Annotated in this window: 18 protein-coding genes; 10 read left to right on the forward strand and 8 right to left on the reverse strand. The window is 59.9% G+C overall.

What is annotated here, in order from left to right:
- Positions 1-71: 71 nt before the first annotated feature.
- The 3 genes from FEF26_RS12865 to FEF26_RS12875 form a co-directional block, all read right to left on the reverse strand.
- Positions 72-1,253 (reverse strand): site-specific recombinase, encoded by a 1,182-nt coding sequence (locus FEF26_RS12865; protein WP_243730578.1) that lies wholly within the window; start codon positions 1,251-1,253, stop codon positions 72-74.
- A 298-nt stretch (positions 1,254-1,551) separates the two neighbouring features.
- Positions 1,552-1,893, reverse strand: a complete 342-nt coding sequence (locus tag FEF26_RS12870) for a helix-turn-helix domain-containing protein (RefSeq protein ID WP_138253946.1) — start codon at positions 1,891-1,893, stop codon at positions 1,552-1,554.
- Entirely contained in the window at positions 1,890-2,996 is a 1,107-nt protein-coding gene (locus FEF26_RS12875; RefSeq protein WP_138253947.1) for a tyrosine-type recombinase/integrase, read from the reverse strand. Before FEF26_RS12875 ends, FEF26_RS12870 begins: the two co-directional genes overlap by 4 nt.
- A gap of 358 nt (positions 2,997-3,354) precedes the next feature.
- On the opposite strand from FEF26_RS12875, the gene FEF26_RS12880 reads away from it, so the two are divergent.
- The 5 genes from FEF26_RS12880 to FEF26_RS12900 all read left to right on the forward strand — a co-directional run bounded on the left by FEF26_RS12880 (position 3,355) and on the right by FEF26_RS12900 (position 6,969).
- Complete coding sequence (locus FEF26_RS12880; RefSeq protein WP_138253948.1) at positions 3,355-3,777, forward strand: hypothetical protein; 423 nt, start codon at positions 3,355-3,357, stop codon at positions 3,775-3,777.
- A gap of 36 nt (positions 3,778-3,813) precedes the next feature.
- A complete protein-coding gene (locus tag FEF26_RS12885) occupies positions 3,814-4,434 on the forward strand; it encodes a DUF1016 N-terminal domain-containing protein (protein WP_138253949.1) in 621 nt (206 codons plus the stop codon).
- A 334-nt stretch (positions 4,435-4,768) separates the two neighbouring features.
- On the forward strand, positions 4,769-5,254 hold the full coding sequence (locus tag FEF26_RS12890) for an NfeD family protein (protein ID WP_138253950.1): 486 nt from the start codon (positions 4,769-4,771) through the stop codon (positions 5,252-5,254).
- A 36-nt stretch (positions 5,255-5,290) separates the two neighbouring features.
- A complete protein-coding gene (locus FEF26_RS12895) occupies positions 5,291-6,562 on the forward strand; it encodes an SPFH domain-containing protein (RefSeq protein WP_138253951.1) in 1,272 nt (423 codons plus the stop codon).
- Between the two features lie 65 nt (positions 6,563-6,627).
- The gene (locus FEF26_RS12900; protein ID WP_138253952.1) at positions 6,628-6,969 is read left to right on the forward strand and encodes an RNA polymerase-binding protein RbpA; all 342 of its coding nucleotides are present in this window, start codon (positions 6,628-6,630) and stop codon (positions 6,967-6,969) included.
- Between the two features lie 7 nt (positions 6,970-6,976).
- Here FEF26_RS12900 and FEF26_RS12905 read toward each other — a convergent pair whose 3' ends face one another.
- From FEF26_RS12905 to FEF26_RS12915, 3 genes are read right to left on the reverse strand one after another with little or no spacing between them, the layout of a single operon-like run.
- A complete protein-coding gene (locus tag FEF26_RS12905) occupies positions 6,977-7,717 on the reverse strand; it encodes a polyprenol monophosphomannose synthase (RefSeq protein ID WP_138253953.1) in 741 nt (246 codons plus the stop codon).
- A 10-nt stretch (positions 7,718-7,727) separates the two neighbouring features.
- The gene (locus tag FEF26_RS12910) at positions 7,728-8,903 is read right to left on the reverse strand and encodes a hypothetical protein (protein WP_166433034.1); all 1,176 of its coding nucleotides are present in this window, start codon (positions 8,901-8,903) and stop codon (positions 7,728-7,730) included.
- Positions 8,884-11,862: a DEAD/DEAH box helicase gene (locus tag FEF26_RS12915; protein WP_138253955.1), complete on the reverse strand. Its 2,979-nt coding sequence runs from the start codon at positions 11,860-11,862 to the stop codon at positions 8,884-8,886. The genes FEF26_RS12910 and FEF26_RS12915 overlap by 20 nt, the downstream gene beginning before the upstream one ends.
- A 184-nt stretch (positions 11,863-12,046) precedes the next feature.
- On the opposite strand from FEF26_RS12915, the gene FEF26_RS12920 reads away from it, so the two are divergent.
- A complete protein-coding gene (locus FEF26_RS12920) occupies positions 12,047-13,294 on the forward strand; it encodes an MFS transporter (protein ID WP_243730579.1) in 1,248 nt (415 codons plus the stop codon).
- On the opposite strand, the gene FEF26_RS12925 is transcribed toward FEF26_RS12920, so the two are convergent.
- A complete protein-coding gene (locus FEF26_RS12925) occupies positions 13,291-14,316 on the reverse strand; it encodes a LacI family DNA-binding transcriptional regulator (RefSeq protein ID WP_138253957.1) in 1,026 nt (341 codons plus the stop codon). The two genes, FEF26_RS12920 and FEF26_RS12925, sit on opposite strands and share 4 nt — an antisense overlap.
- A gap of 26 nt (positions 14,317-14,342) precedes the next feature.
- Positions 14,343-16,025 carry a glycoside hydrolase family 13 protein gene (locus FEF26_RS12930; protein WP_138253958.1) on the reverse strand — a complete coding sequence of 561 codons (1,683 nt, stop codon included), beginning with the start codon at positions 16,023-16,025 and terminating at the stop codon, positions 14,343-14,345.
- Positions 16,026-16,219: 194 nt separating this feature from the next.
- Between FEF26_RS12930 and FEF26_RS12935 the strand changes: the two genes are divergently transcribed.
- Genes FEF26_RS12935 through FEF26_RS12950 form a run of 4 tightly spaced genes read left to right on the forward strand, consistent with a single transcriptional unit; the run spans position 16,220 to position 22,042 of the window.
- Positions 16,220-17,503: a sugar ABC transporter substrate-binding protein gene (locus FEF26_RS12935; RefSeq protein ID WP_138253959.1), complete on the forward strand. Its 1,284-nt coding sequence runs from the start codon at positions 16,220-16,222 to the stop codon at positions 17,501-17,503.
- A 3-nt stretch (positions 17,504-17,506) separates the two neighbouring features.
- On the forward strand, positions 17,507-19,153 hold the full coding sequence (locus FEF26_RS12940) for an ABC transporter permease subunit (protein WP_138253960.1): 1,647 nt from the start codon (positions 17,507-17,509) through the stop codon (positions 19,151-19,153).
- 7 nt (positions 19,154-19,160) lie between these two features.
- Positions 19,161-20,126 (forward strand): sugar ABC transporter permease, encoded by a 966-nt coding sequence (locus tag FEF26_RS12945; RefSeq protein ID WP_138253968.1) that lies wholly within the window; start codon positions 19,161-19,163, stop codon positions 20,124-20,126.
- Complete coding sequence (locus tag FEF26_RS12950; RefSeq protein WP_138253961.1) at positions 20,123-22,042, forward strand: glycoside hydrolase family 13 protein; 1,920 nt, start codon at positions 20,123-20,125, stop codon at positions 22,040-22,042. The genes FEF26_RS12945 and FEF26_RS12950 overlap by 4 nt, the downstream gene beginning before the upstream one ends.
- The last annotated feature ends 2 nt before the right edge of the window (positions 22,043-22,044 follow it).

Raw genomic sequence — 22,044 nt, forward strand, 5'->3', positions numbered from 1 at the left:
GAGCGGGACTGAGACTTATCGCTTCGAGTCCTATTCTTGTTCCGCCGGCGGTACTGAGGTCCATGCTTGGCTCAGCGGCGGCGGGGCTTAACCCCCTTGTCGGCATAGCCGGCCATCGGGGTACCGGCGTCAGCGTTGTGTCTATGAATGACTTGATAGCTGTAGCCCAGGGTATTCGCGACTACGGTCGGTGGTAGTTCCTGGACCAGGCTGCGCAGCGTGGTGTTCCTGGCCCCACCAAGATCGATCCCGAGAGCGCGGAGCTGGCTCATCATCGCGTCAGCGTGAATATGTTGCCCCGAAAGGCTGCCGGGGAAGAGCCACTCGCTGGTCCCGTTTGCGGTCCGCTGGTTGGGCCGGTGATGAAGATAGTCCCAGACCATGGGTGCGATCTGAGCAGGAATCAACGCGGGCACGGTGCCCAGACTCAGGTAGAGCCCTTCTGGTGATGCGTGAAGATCCGAGCATTTCAGGGCGGCGATCTTGCCGACCGGCTGACCGAAGAGCAACAGGATCAGTGCGGCAACCCGCAATCTCAGCGGCGCCTCGCCTGACTCGACGAGGTGAGCAATGAGGTCAGTTCGTTGTTGCTGGGTGATTCCGGGCTTTGTGGCTGCGTAGCGGTGGGGAACCTCAACCCTGACGATCTCTTTGTTCTTGATCAGCCAGATGATGAAGGTACGGATGGTGTATCGGGTCGATGGCCCCGCAGCGAGGTACTCGTTGATGTGGGCCTGTCCGATGCTGGTGGCGGTGAGTCCGTGCTCGGCGTCGAGCCAGGCGAGGAATTTCCCAGATTCGGTGATCTCCTGCTTCGCGGAGCGCACTGCGGTGTTCGGGGTCTTGCCTGCTTCAGAGAGGGTGCGCAGGCGTTTGAGGTGGTGCCAGCGGGCGAACTGTTCGATGGGGGACTGGATGTGTGGCGTGTCCGCCAGGACCTGGATGCGAGTCTCCAGCCATCGTTGAAAGGCCGCCAGTTCGCGGTCTCGATCGGGGAGCATGCCGTGGTGGATGAGCATTTCCCGCAAGTGCTCCACCGCCCGGGATTCGGGCAGCGCATCGAAGCTCTCGTGGGTCAGTTCGATGTCACCGGTGCCGAGTCCAGTAAGGAGCTCTTTGGCCTTAGCCCCGCGCATCCAGGTGTAGATGCTCTCAGGCCTCTCGGCGTTGGCAAGGATGCCGATCAGGCGCTTCAGGCGCAGGTCCGGAGGATCAAGGGGGCGCAGCAACGTCTCCAGATCAGCACGCAACACGCACCGGATGCAGTGACCGGCACGGAATCTCTCAGCTTCGGCGCCACAGCCCTGGCAGGTCATCTCGGTGGTGATGCCCGCGCAGTCCCGGCAGATATCAGAGCCGGTGGTGCTTCTTCCCGGCAGCAACCGATCCTGCCCACACTCCGGGCAGGATCCACGCCTGCGCAGAGCGGTGGTGAAACAGATCCCGCACACAGGACCGTCGGGCCAGGTAACTCGGATCCTGGCGACCATCCGGGCGCACCGGGCGCATCGGTGTTCACCGTCGGAGCGGGGCCGACCGCGGGCCATGGTCTTAGTCTTCGTCCAGGATCCGAGCCCTGACGGGCTGATATGTATCGACGAAGCGCGCGGTGTTCTCCCCAGAGCCCACGACGTGTTTCTGGCGGACAGATCTGGCGTCCGTCGCGGTGAAGGTGAACAACTCGTTGACTTCGACTCCGAAAAGGTCACACAGGGCGGCCAAGAGCTGGAAAGAGATCCGTTCTGGATTCTGGCTGACCATCCGGTAGATCTGGGACTCGGAGAGGGTGATGCCCCGCTCGCGCAGCGGCTCGACCAGTTCACGGGTATTGCGGAACCCGTGGCGTGCCATGAGTTCCCGGGCCCGCCACTGGTACTCGATCTCGCGTTTCATGGTCTTTGCTCCTTCGCTGCGATGGCCTTGTCGATCATGTTCTCCAGCACCCGGTTGAGCTCGCTGGTCTGGTAATCACTGGAGACTGCGGTGTAGAGCGAGGTGGTCGAGGCGTGTTCATGCCCGACCTGGCGCTGGACGAAGGTGTGGTCGAAGCCGAAGTGCTCGAAGAGATGGGTGATGTAGGACCGGCGTAACGAATGCAGGTCCAGTCCCGGTGGATAGCCGAGTTCATCGACGTAGTCCCGGAACCGGCGGCGCAGGTTGGACTTAGGAACGGGCAGCCCGTTGGCAGTGGGGAAGAGTTCTGAGACCGTCGGAGCCAACCAGGGCAGCCCAGTCCGGATCCAGGCCTCGATCACATCGGGAGACCAGTCAAAGACGGTGAGCACGGAGCGTCGCTTCGGTGGGGAGCCGCGCTGGGCCTTGCCGTATCTGACCTGCAGGACACCGAACTCACCGAACTGTGGCGCCCGGCGATTCCGAGAGAAGTCCACGGTTTGTAAATGTGTGACTTCGTTGGCGCGCAACCCCCAGGCGTAGGCGGTCTTGAACACCGTGGCGTCTCGGTAGGCAGCAACCGCACCTTTGCGTCCGGAGGCGAGGACCCGTTCAACCTCGAGGTCCGCTAAGTCGAAAAATCCCTGCAGCTCCACCCTGGTGAAGGGCCGTTTCGCCGGCGCCTGTTCATTATTCTGGGCGTGCCGAGCCCGGTTGAACTCAGTGATGATCTGAGCAGGGGATCGGCCGAACCTCTGCTGACAGAGCTGATCCCACTCATAGCCTGGGTCGGTGAGGAAGTCGCAGAACACCTTCAGATGGGTCTGATAAGCCCGAACGGTGGCGTAGGCCAGGTTCACGATGGAGCGTTCATGGGCGAAGAACTCATCAGCGTCACCGATCGTCCATTCCCAGGGGAAGTGTCCGGTGTGATCGACGAACCGTCGGACCAGACGCTCACGTCCACGGATCGTTTCGGCGGTAAAGTTCCGGGCCAGCTGCTGCTGTTTCCAGCCGGTGAGCATCTCCTCAAACACGGCGTCGGCTGAGAATGCCTCCTGACGCAGCGGAAGCCGGATCACCCTGCCTCCCGAGTGGTCCATCACACCTCCGATGCGTCTGCAGATAATGCACTCAGAGTGCATAAATTGCGAATCGGTGTCAAGGGAGCCGTGTGGATCCGCGGAGAATCAGGCTGTACAGAGGGCTCGAGATCATCATGCTCTGACCGTCCGAGGCGCTGTAAGATTTATGGTCGGTTGGGCTTAGATCCCTGCAGTGGCGGGGAACTCTATGTCACGCCGAGGGAGTCCGGGAAGGCCTATCAATGGGGGCCTATTCTGCAGATCCTGCAATCGGATCACTTTAACCTGACATAAGGTAGGTTATCGGCATATTGGGTGTGATTTAGTATGTGTTATAACCCTTGATATTGCTTGTCCCACATGGGACGCTGAACTGATGACATCAACAGAGGACGAGCCGGCCGATCGGCGGGTTCACCGGAAATCTGTTCAGTTGAGCGACGCGCAGCTCGTCTACGAGCTGCGCGAGCTTTTGGGTTTCCAGCTGGTCGCGGACATCGGGCCGGTGAAAGAAACCCGGGCTGTTCGCCAGTGGGCCGACGGGGATCGCAAGCCCTCCGCGGCGACAATGGCCCGCCTCCGCAGCGCCTACCTCGTCGCGGCGATACTACATGAGCACTACTCCTCCTCAGTCGTGCAAACTTGGTTTTCCGGCCTGAACCCGGAGCTCGATGACTCGATACCCGCGGTACTTCTTCGTGACGGACCACTCGAACAGACAGGTCCTGCTGTGCTTGCAGCCGCGCGTGCGTTTATTGCCGCAGTGGATCCGAGCGAGGACACCATTCGAAAGGCCTGATTCTGCAGGCGGATTACTCACCGAGAGAGTAGGCCCATGAACCCTGATCTTGTCGCTCCCGATGGATATAACCTGACACTCGCCGCGCTCAAACATCGAGTGCGCGAGGCCCGGGTTCAGGCACAGCGCGTGGTCAACACGCAGCTCATCGAGTTGTACTGGCACATCGGCAACGAGATCTTGTCTCAGCAAGAGCGTCGGGGCTGGGGAAGCAAGGTCATCAGCCAACTCGCTTCCGACCTCAGAGCCGAATTTCCGGAGATGACCGGCCTGTCGCGAAGCAACCTGCATTACATGCGAGCTTTCGCCGCAGCTTGGAGAGACGAAGCAGTTGTCCAACAGGCTGTTGGACAACTGCCCTGGGGCCACATCACCACGCTATTGGACAAGCTCGAGGACAATCACACCCGCTCCTGGTACGCCGCATCGGCCATAGAACACGGCTGGTCCCGCAACGTGCTCCTGAACATGATCATGAACCAGTCGATGGAACGCACCGGCGCGGCGCCTTCGAACTTCGCGCGGCAACTCTCTGCCCCAGATTCAGAACTGGCACAGCAGGTCGCCAAGGACCCCTACGCATTCGAGTTCCTGGGCCTCTCCGGCAAGGTGGCAGAACGAGACCTCGAGGAAGCATTAATGGCTCTTCACTATTGATGTGTGGACCGGTTGGTCTGACTCCTTAAGGGATGTGGCGGCCCGCGGCTCTNTGTAGATTATCGGACTACAGTAGTGAGGTCTTAGACCTTCGCCCTCCCATAGCGCCAAGCCCGCCACCAAGCCCCGAACGGACGCGTCAGCTGGCGACATCTTTCGTCCTCTAATGCCGGGCCTCACGGCATTAGCGCGTAGTGTGAAGCGCACAGGACAGTGTGATCGACGCCGCAGCAGCCTCGACGTCCCAGGAGCGCTCGATAGAGTTGACAGGTAACGTAGATCCAGGTCACAGGGTCCCAAGAGGGACTCAGGTCACAGAATCAGGAGGTTCGGAATGATCGAGTGGTTCGGTGAAAACCTCTGGGCCGTCTGGCTTGCCCTTACTTTTGTTCTGGCGGTTGTCGAGTCTTTCCTCCTTGACCTGATGTTCCTCATGCTGGCTGTCGGCGCTTTAGCTGCCATGACCGTCTCCCTCGCCGGCGGTGAACCCTGGATGCAGGTCGTCGTCGGATCCGTCACCGCCTTGCTGATGCTAGGTGCCGTGCGGCCCATTGCCCTGAAACACCTCAAGAAGGGCTCAGGCGATCAGCTGACCAACATTGATCGGATGGAGGGCATGGAAGCCCAGGCCATCGAAGCCGTCACTGAAACGGCAGGCCTGGCCGAAGTTGATGGCGACACCTGGACCGCACGTGCGGCCGGCGACTTCGAGATTGAGCCAGGGGCGGCCGCAGTCGTGGAGTCTGTGGATGGCGCTACTGTCTATCTCAGGCCTGCCCCTAGTATTGAGTGGAATGATCCACAGACACGAGAAGCCTGACATGTATACCGCAACTCAACAGGACGGATAGCCGACATGCCTGAAATAGTCGTGATCGTCGTACTCCTGGCGCTTGTGGCCTTCGTGGTGGTGGTGCTCGCGCAAAGCGTGCGCATCGTCCCCCAAGCCCGCGCCGGCATTATTGAACGACTCGGAAAGTACCAACGGACTCAAGGCCCAGGCCTTACCCTGCTTGTCCCCTTCATTGACCGGCTCCTCCCCATGCTGGATATGCGCGAGCAGGTGGTGTCCTTCCCCCCACAGCCGGTCATCACTGAAGACAACCTCGTGGTCTCAATCGACACTGTGGTCTACTTCCAGATCACTGACCCGAAAGCTGCCACTTACGAGATCCAGAACTACATTGTGGCCGTCGAGCAGCTGACAACTACCACATTGCGCAACGTCGTTGGCGGCATGAACCTTGAAGAGGCACTCACCTCACGTGATCAGATCAACTCCATGCTCCGCGGTGAGCTGGACAAGGTCACAGGGCGCTGGGGTATCCGAGTAGCCCGGGTAGAGCTGAAAGCCATTGATCCGCCGCACAGCATCCAGGACTCCATGGAGCAGCAGATGCGCGCTGAGCGCAGCCGCCGCGCAGCAATTCTCACAGCCGAAGGTAACAAGCAGTCCTCCATTCTGAACGCCGAAGGTGAACGCCAGGCGGCTATTCTCCAAGCCGAAGGTGACGCTCAGTCACGTATCCTTTCAGCCAACGCTGAAGCGCAGGCCATCGAGACCGTCTTCAACGCTGTCCATGCCTCAGAGCCCAGCCCTGAACTGCTGTCCTATCAGTACCTGCAGACTCTGCCGGAAATGGCCAAGTCCGAGTCCAACACCATGTTCGTCATCCCAGGCGAGTTCGGCGAAGCGCTGAAATCTCTCTCAGGAGCATTCGGCGGCAAAGATGAAAGCGGCAACCTTTCCTTCGAAGAGCGGGAAAAGGCACTGGAATCTCGGGCCGAGCGGCTGCGCAAACGCCGCGCCGATGAAGCGCGCACGGGCAAGCCAGGCATTTCCTCAGCCATTGCTGATTTGGCAGAGTCAGCGCGTTCGACTTCTGTCACTGACGACCACGCAAGCTACGTGAGCTCCAAGGAACTGGAAGAAGAAGCTCGGAAGGCCGAACACGGCAACACGAAGGCGAAAAAGGGCTCTAGCGTGCCTGGCCTCGAAGAGGACAGCACCGCGGCCCTGCGGCGTGTGGCTGAGACCGCTCCCCCAGAGACTGAGCCTGAAGTCGACCTGGATGCCCCAGCGGATCAGCCTGTCGAAGACATCACTGAGCAGGACCGGAATAACTGAGCACGCTGAGCCGTTGACTCTGCGAAACGACAATACCTGTCCGATGAAGTGAGTAAGGAGCAGCGATGAGCGATCGCAGCCTGCGCGGTATGCGCCTGGGTGCTCAGTCTATGGAGACTGAGTCCGGCGTGGAGCCGGCCCCCAGACAGAATGTTGACTACGTCTGCGAAGATGGCGAGAAGATCACCGTCACCTTCGCCGCGGATGCTGACATCCCGGCCACATGGTCATCCTCGGCGGGCAAGGTCGGAGTCCTCGCAGAGGGCGAAGCTCCCGCAGCTGAACCAGATAAGCCTGTTCGCACACATTGGGACATGCTGCTTGAGCGGCGCAGTGAAGATGAACTGGAAGACATCCTCAAGGATCGTCTGAAGATTCTGCGCAGCAAGCGCGGCGAAAAGGTCTAGAACTTCCCTATCGTCTGAAGGCCCTGGCTCGGGTAGCCAGGGCCTTTGCGCGTGCTGAGAGTCCCCATTTTGTGACGTTGAGAACCGCCTCAACAACGATATTTCCACTCATCTTGGACTCCCCCACCGTGCGTTCTACGAACGTTATGGGGACTTCCTTGATGGTCTTTCCGAGTCGAGCTACTCGGAACGTCATATCGACTTGAAACCCATAGCCGACTGACTCAATGGAAGTCAGGTCAATCTCTTCCAAAGTGCTGCGACGGAATACACGGAAGCCAGCTGTGATGTCACGAACCCGGAGTCCCAAGAGAGTGCGGGAGTACAAACTTCCGGCACGGGAGATCAGCTCTCGGTGGAGGGGCCAATTCACCACGGATCCTCCTGGCACCCACCGTGAACCTATGACCAAGTCAGCCTCATTGATGGCAGCTAGCAGATCAGGAAGCTGCTCTGGCTGGTGCGAGCCGTCTGCGTCGAGCTCAACGAACGTGTCGTACTCCCGCCCCAAGCCCCAAGTGAAGCCGGCGATATAAGCTCCACCGAGTCCGTCTTTCTTCACTCTGTGCAGAACATGGATCTTCTCATCGGCTGAACTCATCTGCTCGGCCAATTCGCCAGTCCCGTCCGGACTGTTGTCGTCAACGATCAGCACATCTGTCTCCGGTACTGCAGCACGCAGCCGGTCAACGATAGTAGGAAGTGAATCGATCTCGTTATAGGTGGGGATGATGGTCAAGGACTTCATGATCTCCAATTTACCGCCCCGCAATGACGGTGCTGACCAGTTGAGGAAGCGTTTCCCCGTCCAGATACGGCAGCAGCGGAGTTCGCGCTCGTTGGTCGGTGCTCCAGGCCGAGACCGTCGAATGCGGAGTTTGAACAGACAACTGTTCGACCGCCCACACCGCGTACGTCGCCTCGGTTCCGGGGTTCAGCTGACCCGCCATGGGCCGCGCATCAGGAAGTGAACGGAACGCTCCACGGGTCTGAGCGTTGAATCCAGCTCTCACTGAGACTGGGTCAGAACTGTGGTGAACGTGATCGGAGATCAACTGCCACGGATTCTCACCTTCAGGTGGCGCAGCGGACGTCGGCACTCCCACACTCAGCGCCGTAGCGAGGTGTCCCGGCGCGATCAAGAGCACGTGCACACCAGTGTTGAGGAGCTGCTCCCAATGACTCCGCTCAGCTGTGTCGAAGCCGACGAGCACCGTTGGGGTGCTAGGAGAAGGGCCCTGTTTCAGCTCCCGGAGGTGCCTCTGAGACGCCACCATGGAGTCCACGACGACGCCAGGTTCAGTTGCTGAGCAGTCAAGGAGCAATTGTCGTCCTGCCTCAGCACACCAGGAGCGTACTCCCAGCAGGTTTGGCAGGATCGCTCCCATGGTGAGTTGTACCGCTGGTGCCCGACCCACCGCATCAAGAGGTTCCAGCATGTCCAACAGTTGATTCACCGGGGTGATGGACGGCGCACCCCCGTCAGCTTCCACCCCATTGAGGTGAACGATGGGCCATACATCAATGGCGTGCCCAGCAGCTGCGTTAAAGGTCTCAGTCAGTCGCTGCACGGTAGTGGCGAGATTCTGTGCGTTGATGTCATGAGTGGAGAGATCAACCCGCAAGCGGAGACCCGAATACCCGAGCCGGTGCACTGCAACGTCAAGCACCTGAGCAACTGCGCCAGCTGCGAGCTGGTCTAACTCCAGCCCCACCATGCCCACGAACCCGGGAGCCACCAGACCGCGGTCGAGATCTTGGACCTCGAGATGCTCACCGCGCATCTGCTCAGCAGTCTCATCAGAGCCCAACCATGCCACCTGACCGTCTTCAACGATCATCGCCTCCGCATAGGGCTCAGCGGTGGAGTGGATAGTGCCGTTGTGCAGCAGTCTCGGAGCGTGCGGGGCGGGGTCAGAAACCGTCGAAGACATCGTCGTCAAGATCTTCCTCTAATGGTTGGTAGGAAACTGAGGAGTAGGACACCACTCCTCTGGCAATGAGATCCACGGCATCTCGGCAGCGGTTGGCGAATTTAGCAGTGGCCGTCGGGACCGCAGAAAGTTGGTCGAGAACGTCAATGCACTGCTTGGTCCAGCGCACAAAGTCTCCGGCGGCAAGTGGCGATTCCGCCAAAGCCGCCCGTAGGCTGGCACCAGTGGCCCAGTGGTACATAGGACCGGCAAGTCCGAGTTCTGGTCCGGCGGTGGGCTCCACGTGATGCCGCTTCTCCAGAGCCTCAAGTTCAGCGTGAACTTCAAGGCCTGAACGGACCGCCTGCGAGAGCTTCTTGGTGGGGAGTTGCGGCATGGCGCCTTCATCATCCCGTTTGGCCTGATAAACCAGGAGTGTAGAGAAGGAGGCGAGTTCCTCAGCGCTGAGTTGACCGAGTACTCCCCTATCCATCAAAAGCTCAGTGAAGAGATCCCGCTCGCCGTAGATCCTCCGCAGACGCTGGCCTCGTTCGGTGACCAAGAATTCCTCCGACTGGAACTCATCCGGCAGAGGATCTGCTGTAGGGATCGACTCCTCGGTGGCTGGCTGGAGGTGCCCCAGTTCGAAGAGAACACCGCAGACTCGGTCGAACGTTTTTGCGATAGTGCCGGTCCGCCGGTCGATCTTAGTCTTCAGCTGGTCAGTCTCACGGCGCAGGGTCCACCAACGATCAGCCCATCGTGCGTGCTCTTCTCGGTCTGGGCAGGCATGGCAGGGATGACGACGCAGCTCGGCCTGCAATTCCTCGACGCCTAGGCCTAAGTCAGCATCCTGATCCCCCACGAACCCGAATCCTGGCTGAGGAGCGTTCTTGCGCGGCGGAGTGCGGTCCCGCAATGCGGTGCGCATTGCTGAGGCAAGGTCCCGCCGAATCTTAGGCACCTTGACCTGAGGCTTGCGAGGTAGCCGAATGCTGGTCAGGACCTCTGGAGGCTGAGCAAAATCCTCCACCGTGACATTGCGCAGTTTCCCATCCTCGGTGATCACACCCGGCCGAGGATCGTGCTCTGGCGCCGAGTGCACCACCAGACAGGTGCCAAGATGACGGCGGCCCCCGACCTCGATCACGTCTCCTGGTTCCAAGGCGCTCAAGACTCGGATGACTTCGCGCTTGCGTTGCCGGGTGCGGGCTTTGGCCTGATCCTTCTGCTGCTCGCTAAGGCGGCGGCGGAGCTCTGAGTATTCCAAGAAGGATCCTAGGTGGCAGGCCATAGATTCCTCATAGCCTGCGAGCGAAGACTCGCGTTTCGCCACGTCGCGAGCCAATCCCACCACACCACGATCAGCCTGGAACTGAGCAAAGGAGGACTCCAGAATTGTTCGGGCCCGCCGGCGGCCAAACTGAGCGGTGAGGTTCACCGCCATGTTGTAGCTGGGACTAAAGCTGGAATTCAGCGGATAGGTACGTTTCGAGGCCAAGCCCGCCACTTGGCGCGGATCCATACCCGGCTGCCAGATGACAACTGCATGTCCCTCCACGTCGATACCCCGACGGCCAGCCCGGCCGGTGAGCTGAGTGTACTCACCAGGGGTAATGTCCTGGTGACTTTCTCCGTTGAACTTGTCCAGTTTCTCCAGCACCACAGTGCGGGCAGGCATGTTGATGCCCAAAGCTAGAGTCTCAGTGGCGAATACCGCCTTCAGCAGGCCTTCAGCGTAGAGGTTCTCCACAAGCTCTTTGAATGGGGGCAACATGCCCGCGTGGTGGGCGGCCACCCCGTTGATGAGCGCCTCCCGGAAGCTGTCGAACCCGAGGACAGAGAGGTCTTCGGCCGGCAGCTCCCAGCCCATCTCCTCGACCCGGGACGCAATCTGCTTGGCCTCCTGCGAAGAGGTCAATTGAATGCCGTGATGCAGACACTGTTCAACGGCGGCCTCGCACCCGGCCCGGGAGAAGATGAAAGTGATGCAAGGCAGGAGTCCCTCGCGGTCGAGAGCTCTGATCATCCGTGGGCGACTGAGCCTCGGTGCTCCCTTCGGGGAGCCCGATAGCCGTGACACCTCTCCCCCAGCGAGATGATTCGAACGCCCTGAGTCACGCCGATAGTCACGACGCCCTCTCCCCCTTCCTCGATGCCCTCCTGAACGGCGTGAGGCGGGAGCCTGGGAGTAGTGAGCCAACCTTTGGAGCTCTGGGTTGACCAGCTGCGTCTGCGCAGTTAGCTGCACGGCGTCATGGGGCAGTTCTGTCCCTGATGAGTCGCTGCCGGTGTCATAATCCAGAACGAACAAATCGTGCAGCTGGTAGTCGACCATCATGTGCTGCCATAGCGGCACAGGTCGGTGCTCGGAGACGACTACGGCAGTCTCACCGCGGACGGTGTCCAACCACGCGCCGAACTCTTCGGCGTTGGACACTGTGGCGGAGAGAGCTGCCACCTGGACCGACTCCGGTAGGTGTATAATGACTTCTTCCCAGACCGCCCCACGGAAACGGTCGGCCAAGTAGTGGACTTCATCCATCACCACGAATCCAAGGTCATCCAAGGTCGTGGACTCCTGGTAGAGCATATTGCGGAGGACCTCGGTCGTCATGACCACAACATCTGCCTCGGAGTTGATGGAAGTATCTCCTGTGAGCAGCCCCACCCGATCGGTTCCGTGGATCTGGCGCAACTCATGGAACTTCTGATTGCTCAGGGCTTTGATGGGGGTGGTGTAAAAGGTCTTCTTCTTCTGCGACAACGACAAATGAACCGCGAATTCGCCAACAATGGTCTTACCGGCACCTGTGGGAGCTGCCACCAAGACGGCCTTGCCCGCCTCCAGATGTCGGCACGCCTGAAGCTGGAACTCATCCAACTCAAAGGTCTGCCGTGCTTTGAAAACGCCGAGCTCAGTCTTGGCCTCGGCCGCGCGGCGTCGGGATTCTGCGTAGCGCTGGGCCGGTGAACTCATGGCTCGCTCGGTCCCTCCTTCGGCATTGTCCGAGCCGGGGTGCCGACTCTCTCCCGAACAGCCTAACGGCACGTGGAGGACGATACTTGGATATTCATTCCCAGCTGACAAGGCCGACTAGGCACTCACGGCCTATGTTGCCCAGAGCAACTACCTGCGTTTCGACGAAGTAGGGTGGATAAGCGTGAAGAGTACCTCCGCCGGCCCCACCTTGCCCTTCCGAGACGTAGTGCTGGGCGCGCTCATTCCAGCTTTCATATTCAGTACCGGCATTGGCGCGCTGCTGCCCATCATTGCTCCATACAGCGTCGAGCGCGGTGCGACCCTGGCAACGGCCGGAGTGGTGGCCGCGATGCTTCCGGTCGGCCAGATCCTTGCGGATCTGCCGGCAGGACAGCTGGCGGCCAAGATCGGTGACCGAGCGGCCATGCTCGCGGCTGGTCTTGTCGCCGCGCTTGGGTTTCTTCTAGCAGCCGTCGCGCCCTCGGTCATCACCTTGGCTGGTGCAGTGTTGCTGGTCGGTGCCTCCAACGCCGTTTTTCACTTGGCACGGCACTCGTATCTCACCGACGTCACTCCCGCGAGGAATCGGGCAACGGTGCTGTCAACTCTCGGCGGTGTTCACCGCATAGGCCAGTTTGTTGGGCCGTTCCTGGGTGCTGGAGTGATCTATTTCTTCGACATGGGGGCGGTGTTCTTCTTGGCGGTAGCCACTGCTTTAGCGGCCACAGTCACGGTGTGGCTCGCACGGCCGACCAAGCGCGCCACCGCGGACGCCGCGCCGGTGAGCATCGGAGAGGAACTCACCAAACCCCGGTTCTGGAGAGTTCTCAGCGATCATCGGCGCATGCTCGTCACGTTGGGATCGGTAGGCATGATGGTCGGAGCCATTCGAGGGGCTCGGCAGCAGATCATCCCACTTTGGGGAGAGTACATCGAACTTGATCCCACGACGATCTCACTGCTGTTCGGCCTGGCCGGAGGGATCGACATGTTGCTGTTCTACCCGGCGGGCAGGGTGATGGATAAATTGGGACGCCTCTGGGTGGGAGTCCCTGCCATGACCATACTTGGGGTCGCCATGGCATTGTTTCCCCTCACCTCTACCGCCACGGGGCTTGCCCTGGTTTCGATGCTGCTGGGTTTCGCCAATGGGCTTGGCTCGGGCATCATGATGACCATCTCTTCGGATATCTCGCCACCGGAGGCTCGCCCCCAGTTCCTCGGAGCGTGGCGGCTCCTGACCGATAGTGGCTTGGGATCCGGACCGTTGATCTTGGCAGCTGGCGCTGCGGCAGGTTCGTTGGCGGCTGGCATCTGGGTGGCCTCAGCGGTGGGCCCCCTGGCTGCTATGGGCATGCAGCGCTGGCTTCCGCGCTACTCCGATCACGCGAACCGGACCACTCGACGTCGTGCGGGCCTTATCGACTAGACGGTATCTTCCAACGCATCCGGGGCTGCGAAAGCAGTGCTCCCCCGGACCACCAGGGAGTAGGGAAGTTCGATGGTCACTTTGTCATCACTTTCGACTCTCCGGAGCATGTGCTCAGCGGCAGTGCGGCCTTGGCTCACGGGCTGCTGATCCACCGTTGTGAGTTGAAAAAGGATTCCCAGCTCGTGACCGTCGATACCGATCACTGACATCTGCTGAGGGACGCGGACGCCCATATCCCGAGCTGCCAATAGCGCACCAATGGCCATTTCATCGGAAGCGGCGACCAGTCCGGTCATATGGTTTCCTGGCGCACCGTAGAGCTGCTTAGCAGCCGCGTATCCTCCGGCAATAGTGAAGTCTGCAGACTGCACTAGTGACTCATCCGCCGCGATACCGTGGCTTCGGAGCGCGGATATGAATCCTTGTCGACGCCGGCTTGGTACGTGATAGTCCACGTCGAATGCCTGATCTCCCCCGATGTAACCAATGCCGTGGTGGCCCAAGGAAAGAAGGTGGTCTGTCGCAAGCTGGGTGACTGCTTGGTCGTTAATGGCCATACTCGGCAGATCGTGGAGTGCGCCGCCCAGAACGATCACTGGCAGACCGAGTTCCTGCAGCTGGCTGGTCTCCCAGTCGTCAAGTTCCAAAGCAACCACGATGACTCCGTCGACTCGACGCCGGTGGAGGAACGCGCGGAAGATCTCCCGGCGCAGCTGCACATCACGCGTGACGTTATAGAGCGTCAGGTCATATCCGGCACGGGTAAGGGTGTCTGAGATGCCGGTCAGAACAGAGTTGAAGAACCATCGGTGCAGATCGGGGATCATCACCCCGATACTCCTGCTTCGCCCTGAAGCCAGAGTCGAGGCTGCTGATGACACCACATACCCCAGCTGTTCGGCCGCTTCAGTCACCCGCTGACGCGCAGCTGCCGAGACGTGACCACGCCCACTGAGCGCCCGTGACGCAGTGGCCGCCGAGACTCCTGCCGCGTGGGCGACTTCATCCAGACTGACCACGTCGCTGCTTCCCTTCAGATATCGCTTTAGAGCTTCAACCATACTGTGGTGTCAGCGCCGAGCTGGTGATCGGACAACGGCATGCTGGAAGCGAGCACTTGCGCATCGGCAGGGAGTGGCACCTCTGCGGCACTGACATTGGCAACCACCAAAACGTTGCCGTTGCGGAACGCCACCACCCCATCAGGGTAGTCGCAGACCCATTCGAGCTCTCCACGTCCCAACCCGAACTGCTGCCGCAGGTTGAGCAGCCGCCTGTACAAGCTGAGGGTGGACCCTTCATCGCTCTGCTGAATATCACGAGCAAGTGGCTGCCAGCGGTCTGGCTGGGGCAACCATGAGCGCCCTGTGGCATTGAAGCCGAAAGCAGGCTGATCAGCCTCCCAGGGAATCGGTACGCGGCACCCATCACGACCGTACTTTTGCCCCTTGGTCCGGAACCAGGTGGGGTCCTGACGGACGTGAGGCGGCAAGTCGTGGACCTCGTCAAGGCCCAGCTCCTCCCCCTGATACAAATAGGCGGATCCCGGTAGCGCCAACATCAGTGCCGTGGCCGCGTGCGCCCGCGGCAGCGCATCGCGATGGGAGGGAATATTGGGGAAATCTGGCCCAATCCCGCTTCCCTGAGGGCTCTCATCGATGAGCGAGAGCCTGGTGGCGTGCCGGACCACATCGTGATTGGAGAGCACCCACGTGCCTGGTGCCCCTACATCCGTGAATGCCGCTATGGACCGGTCAATGATGGACCTCAACTCGCTGGCGTCCCACGGGGCGAGGAGGTACTCGAAATTAAAGGTCTGGTGCATCTCATCGGGTCGGACCCAGAGAGCCATGTTGTCCACCGACGAGACCCAGGCCTCGCCGCATAGCGCCCGGTCCCCGTCATACTCCTCGAGGACACGCCTCCAGTCACGGTAGATCTCGTGGACACCGGGTTGTTCGAAGTACGGAGCCGGCGTCTGCTCGCCGCCCATAGAAGCGGAGTCGGGATCGGGCGTGTAGTCCGGAAAATCCTGATCTTTGACGAGCCCATGAGCGACATCCACCCGGAAGCCGTCAACACCTCTGTCAAGCCAAAACCTTAGGATTCTGCGGAACTCCGCCTTGACTTCCTCATTAGACCAGTCAAAGTCGGGCTGGCTGGCGTCGAACAGGTGCAGGTACCACTGTCCAGGCGAACCGTCTGGTTCGTTGATTCGGGTCCACGCTCGGCCGCCGAAGATAGATTCCCAGTTATTGGGCGGAAGCTCACCGTTCTCTCCGCTGCCGTCGCGGAAAATGTACCGGTTTCGCTCAGAACTTCCCGGCGCCGATGCAAGCGCTTCCTGGAACCATGGGTGCTGATCAGATGAGTGATTCGGCACCAGATCCACTATCACCCGGATACCGCGTGCATGCGCCTGCCCCAGAAGGGCATCGAAGTCCTCCAAGGTACCGAAGATCGGGTCGACGTCACAGTAGTCTGCGACGTCGTATCCGGCATCCTTCTGAGGAGAGGTCATGAAAGGACTCAGCCAAATGGCGTCGATTCCCAGATCCTGCAACTCGGTAAGGCGAGACGCGACTCCGCGGAGATCACCCACACCATCACCGCTGGCATCAGCGAACGACCGAGGATAGATCTGATAGATGACGGCGCTGCGCCACCATTCGTGGCCAACTGAGGAATCGCTGAGGTGATGCTCGTCAGGCTGTGAGGTCATAGTCATACCCTATATGGAAGCGATTCCATTCACCACTCACCTCGTCGCTTCCCGTTATCTCCCTGACTAAGCTAAAGAAATCTCTGGAAATACTCCTTTCGCGCATGAGTTGCGCACGTCACACTATGCCTGCATACTGGAAGCGCTTGCAGTTCATCACTCTTCATCAAGCCTGAAGACTTCACCTAGAGAGGCACACCATGAGGACACACGCCCCAGACATTTTCCGGCTCACTGCAGTGCTCGGAATCTCCGCACTCGCACTCACAGCCTGCGGCGGCAACGGCGCCGACGAAGGCGACGAGGCTGAGGATACCGACACCACAAATGAAAACGCTGCGGACAGCCCAGCCGATGACGCCACCGGCGAATTGACGGTATGGGTCGACGCCGAACGCGCCGATGACCTCGCAGATGCCGCAAGTGACTTTGAGTCCGACACCGGGATCGCCGTGACATTGGTACAGCAGGACTTTGAAGAAGTCCGTGACCAGTTCGTCTCCCAGGTACCTACAGGAGAAGGCCCGGACATCGCAGTCGGCGCACATGACTGGCTGGGAGTCCTGGTCACCAACGGGGTCGTAGCGCCGGTAGAGCTGGGCGATGCCGCGGAGGACTTCGAAGACGTCGCAATTGAAGCATGGACCTACGAAGGACAGGTCTACGGGGTTCCCATTTCCATCGAGAACATCGCGCTGCTGCGCAACGCTGATCTGGTGGACCAAGCTCCTGAATCATTCGACGACATGATTGAGTTGGGCGAGGAATCCGGCGCCTCGTACCCGTTCTTGGTCGGTCTCGATGCCCAGACCGCCGACCCGTATCATCTGTACCCCTTCCAAATGTCCTTTGGAGCGCCGGTGTTCGGGCAGAACGATGACGGCTCCTACAACGCCGAGGAACTGATGATCGGCAATGAAGGAGGTACCGAATTCGCCGAATGGCTGTCCGAACAGGGCGATGCCGGGGTGCTCAACACCAATATTGACGGTGACCTGGCGCGCGAGAACTTCATCGACGGTGAGTCGCCATTCTTACTGACTGGTCCTTGGAACGTTCCAGCTGCTGAGGAGGCAGGCATCAATGTTGAGGTAGATGCCATCCCAGCCGCTGGTGACGAAGACGCGCAACCCTTTGCGGGTGTCCAGGGGTTCTTCCTGTCGGCTCAGAGCGAGAACACTCTGGCTGCCACAACGTTCCTTGTCGACTACGTCGGCTCCCCGGAACTCCAGCAGTCGCTTTACGAAGTCGGTGGCCGCGCACCTGCACTCACTGAAGCCTTTGAGGCGGCAATGGCTGACGATGACATCGTGGCCGGTTTCGGAGAAGTGGGCGCTGAGGCAGTGCCTATGCCCGCAATTCCAGAAATGGGTGCTGTGTGGGACTACTGGGGCGCAAGCCAAGCAGCCATCATCAACGGTGAAGGCGATCCAGCTGGTCTCTGGGAGCAGATGGCTGAAGACATCGCCGAGGCCACGGAGTAGTCCATGGCGGAGGAGACCACTACCGGAAAGCCGGGATCACGCAGCACATCACGAAAGCTGACTCGCCGGCAGAAGCAGGCTTCGGCCTTCATTGACGCCACCACCACTGGGTGGAAGATGATGCTGTTCAAGATCATTGTCCTTGGCTTGCTGTGCGCCACAGCCGTTTATGCCGCACTGGTGTTGTTCATGAACGACCGTTGGCTAGTGGGATCCTTGGTTCTGGTAGGGGCGGCCGCGCTGACGTGGATTTACCTCAAGCGCGGCGTCCTTCCCGCCAAATACCTTGCACCAGGACTTGTCTTCCTGCTGATCTTCCAAATTTTCGTGGTCCTCTACTCGGGATATGTGGCCTTCACCAACTACGGCACTGGCCATAACTCCACCAAGGACCATGCGATCCAGGCCATCATGTTGCAGTCTCAGGACCGGGTCCCGGACTCCCCCACCTATGCAGTCGCAGTTCTGGAGGAGTCCGGAGATCTGCTGGCCTCCGATGAGCTCTACTTCGCGATCGTGTCCAATGATGAGGAAGTCTTCATCGGCAGCGAAGAGGAGCCGTTGGAACTCACCACAGAGGCGCAGATCGAGGAAGGTCGCGTCACCGCAGTGGAGGGCTATGAGGTTCTGGAGTTCAGGGACCTCCTGGAGCGCCAGACCAGCATCACGGACCTCTCGGTTCCCATGAGCGAGGATCCCAATGACGGGTACCTCCGCACCCAGGACGGCCAAAGAGCGTACGTCTACACCTCGCGGTACATTTACGACGACGCCGCAGACACTATGACCAGCACAGAGACTGGAGTGGTCTACCGCGATACCGGGGAGGGCGCATTCATCGCAGATGACGGTGAGCAACTTATGCCGGGCTGGCAGATCAATGTGGGGATGGACAACTTTGTTCGAGCAGTGACAGAAGAATCTATCCGCGGTCCACTCATCTACGTCACCCTCTGGACCTTCGCCTTTGCTTTCCTCTCGGTAGCTACAACATTCGCACTGGGACTGTTCTTGGCCATGGTGTTCAACGACAAACAGATGAAGTCCCGGAAGTACTACCGGTTGGTGATGATTCTGCCCTACGCCTTCCCCGGTTTCCTCTCGGCTCTGGTCTGGGCGGGGATGATGAACCAGGAATTCGGGTTCATCAACAATGTTCTCTTCGGAGGGGCCTCCATCCCCTGGCTCACAGACCCGTGGCTGGCCAAGGTCAGTATTCTGATTGTCAACCTCTGGCTGGGCTTCCCCTACATGTTCTTAGTGTGCACAGGTGCGCTTCAATCCATTCCGGAGGAGCTCACCGAAGCTGCCCAGGTCGACGGCGCCAAAGCATTCCAAGCGTTCAAGAGCATCAAACTTCCCCTTCTGCTCACAGCTCTGGCACCGTTGCTGATCAGCTCATTCGCGTTCAACTTCAATAACTTCAACCTCGTCTACATGCTCACCGGCGGCGGCCCCAGGGACGTCTCGGCAGGAGTCAGCGTCGGTTCCACCGACATTCTGATCTCCATGGTGTACAAAGTGGCGTTCGTCGGAGCGCAGGCGGACTACGGACTTGCCAGCGCATTCTCCATCCTGATCTTCATCATTGTCGGCACCATCTCTGTGCTGGCATTCCGCAAGACCAAAGCACTAGAGGAGCTGAACTGATATGGCAATGACAGCCCCCGGGCCTGCGGCTCCGATAGCTCCCACGGAGCAAAAGGTCGGTCCAGTTCGTTTGCAGTGGTGGAAGTTTGGCCGGACTGAGAACTCCCCACTGACTCGGCGTCATTTCAAGAAATGGTGGAGAGAAACTGGATGGCGGCACCTCGTCGGCGCAGCCATCGTCATCTTCTCCGTCTTCCCTCTGGTGTATGTCCTGTCGGCATCGCTGAATCCCGGCGGCACACTTATCTCGGCCAATAGCCTGTTCAGCAACATCAGCCTCGGCAGCTATGTAGAGCTCTTCAACCGCCCCCAGCAACCCTATGCAGCATGGTTCCTCAATACTCTCGTCATTGGTCTGACTGCTTCAGCTGGCTCCGTTCTGCTGGGTGCGCTCGCAGCCTATGCCTTCTCCCGGATGCGGTTCACCGGGCGCCGAGTGGGGCTCATCACGCTTGTACTCGTCCAAATGTTCCCCCAGCTTCTGGCCATGGTCGCGATCTTCTTGCTGATGATGGGAATCAGCGAAGTCTTCCCTGCGCTCGGGCTCAACAGCCAAATCGGTCTGATCATGGTCTATCTCGGCGGCGCGCTCGGAGTGAACACCTACCTCATGTACGGATTCTTCAACACCGTGCCCACCTCGATCGATGAAGCAGCACACATTGACGGTGCGGGACACGCGAGAATCTTCTTCACCATCATCCTTCCCCTGGTCTCCCCGATATTGGCGGTGGTCGCTCTCCTGTCACTGGTCGCCACACTGAGCGAGTTCGTCATCGCCTCGGTACTGCTGCGTGACCCAGAGCGCCAAACATTGGCAGTGGGGCTTTACCAGTTCATCTCCCAGGAGACCTCGCAGAACTGGTCAGTCTTCGCCGCCGGTGCGGTACTCGCCGCCGTCATCCCGGTGGCACTCTTCCTGCTGCTGCAGCGCTACATCGTGTCTGGCCTCACTGCCGGAAGCGTCAAATGAGGCACAGCGCCCTCCCCCACCACGACGGTTCTGGTCTGTACGTCTCCACACAGACTCCAAAACTCGGTGAGAGGGTCACCGTCCGACTCCGGGTGCCGGGCAGCTATCCGAAGCTGAACAAGGTGATAGTACGATCCAACCCAGATCACGAACCACACTGGGATACAGCTTGGAGGGTCGGCTCAGCCCAGGGCTGGGATTGGTGGCAGGCTGAGATTACCGTGGTAAACCCGCGGCACCGATACCGGTGGATGCTGGTGCACGACGACGCCAACTCTGGAACATCCCCACACATCGCGTGGGTCAACCAGGCTGGGCTGCACGCCGGAGAGGTGCTCGACACCGCTGACTTCAGCCTCATCACTCAGGCCCCGCCTCCAGAATGGCTCACCACTTCGGTGATGTACCAAATCTTTCCGGACCGCTTCTCTCCATCCTCGGCGCAGCCCGAGCGAGCAGCTCCCGCCTGGGCTCAGCCTGCCCAGTGGGATGACCCAGTCGATCCAGTGATGCCGGCACGGGTCCAGCAGTTCTATGGAGGGGATCTCGACGGCATCACCGACCGTCTGGAGCACCTCCAGGACCTCGGCATCAGCACCATCTACCTGACTCCGTTCTTTCCGGGTGCCTCCAATCACCGTTACGACGCCTCCAGCTTCACCACAGTGGATCCGCACCTGGGCGGGGAGGAGTCTTTAGTCCGTCTGGTCGAATCCGCTCACCACTTGGGAATGAAGGTCATTGGGGACCTGACCACCAATCACTCCGGAGACCGTCACGAATGGTTCCAACGAGCTCTCGAGGATCCGGACTCGCCGGAACGCAGCTTCTACTACTTTTCAGAGACTAGCTCTGAACCGGACTACGAGTCCTGGCTGGGCACTTCTACTCTTCCGAAGTTCAATTGGGCCTCACAGGCACTCCGTGAGGCCTTCATTGAAGGCCCACACTGCGTGGTCGCGAAGTGGTTGAAACCGCCGTTCAACCTTGATGGATGGCGTATCGATGTGGCGAACATGACCGGGCGCCTCCGCGATATCGACCTCAACACCGAGGTACGGACGATTCTTCGCCGTACTATGCAGGAGGTGAAACCGGATTCGGTCCTCCTGGCAGAGTCGACCAATGATGCCACCGCAGACCTCACCGGTGATGCGTGGCACGGGGCTATGACCTATCCCTGCTTCACTCGGCCGCTGTGGAGTTGGTTGTCTGCCCCATCCCACATCCCCTACTGCACGGCAGAGGGCGCCGAAGAGACTATCCCCTGGTTTTTCGGTCAGCCTTCCGGGGGGATTCCCGCGGGCACAGCTCAAGACTTCGCTGCCGCTGTCGATCGATTCAGCGCGCCTATCCCCTGGCGGGTGCGATTGGGCGATATGCATGCTCTGAATACCCATGACACTGCGCGATTCGCACAGAATGCCGCCCCAGGGACAGTCCCGGTCGCGGTGGCTCTCCAGATGACACTTCCCGGACTGCCGACTCTTTTCGCTGGTGATGAATTCGCACTTACCGGCGCAGACGGTGAGCTGAGCCGCACTCCCCTGCCGTGGCAGCGTCTGGACGACCCGGAGGTCAGAGAGCGCATCAGGCTCTACCGGGAGCTCATAGCGCTGCGTCAAAACCATCAGGCGCTGCAGAGCGGCTCCATGCGCTGGCTGCACAGGGATGAGAACAGCATCGCTTTCATTCGGGAGTCCAGCGAGGAATCAGTTCTCATCTTCGCTTCCGGTCCAGGCAGTCAGGATCACACCGTCGTTCTGCCACACGGGGTCTTATCAGAGACGCAGTCACACGAGCGCCTGTGGGGCACTGCGGAACTCGCCTTCACCGAAGATGGGCTAGGGATCCAAGCCAGTGGTCCAAGCTGCAGTCTCTGGAGCGTTCCGGGCGTCGTCGTACCTGGTCAGTAGCT

Source organism: Nesterenkonia salmonea (assembly GCF_005771525.1).
Taxonomy (GTDB): domain Bacteria; phylum Actinomycetota; class Actinomycetes; order Actinomycetales; family Micrococcaceae; genus Nesterenkonia; species Nesterenkonia salmonea.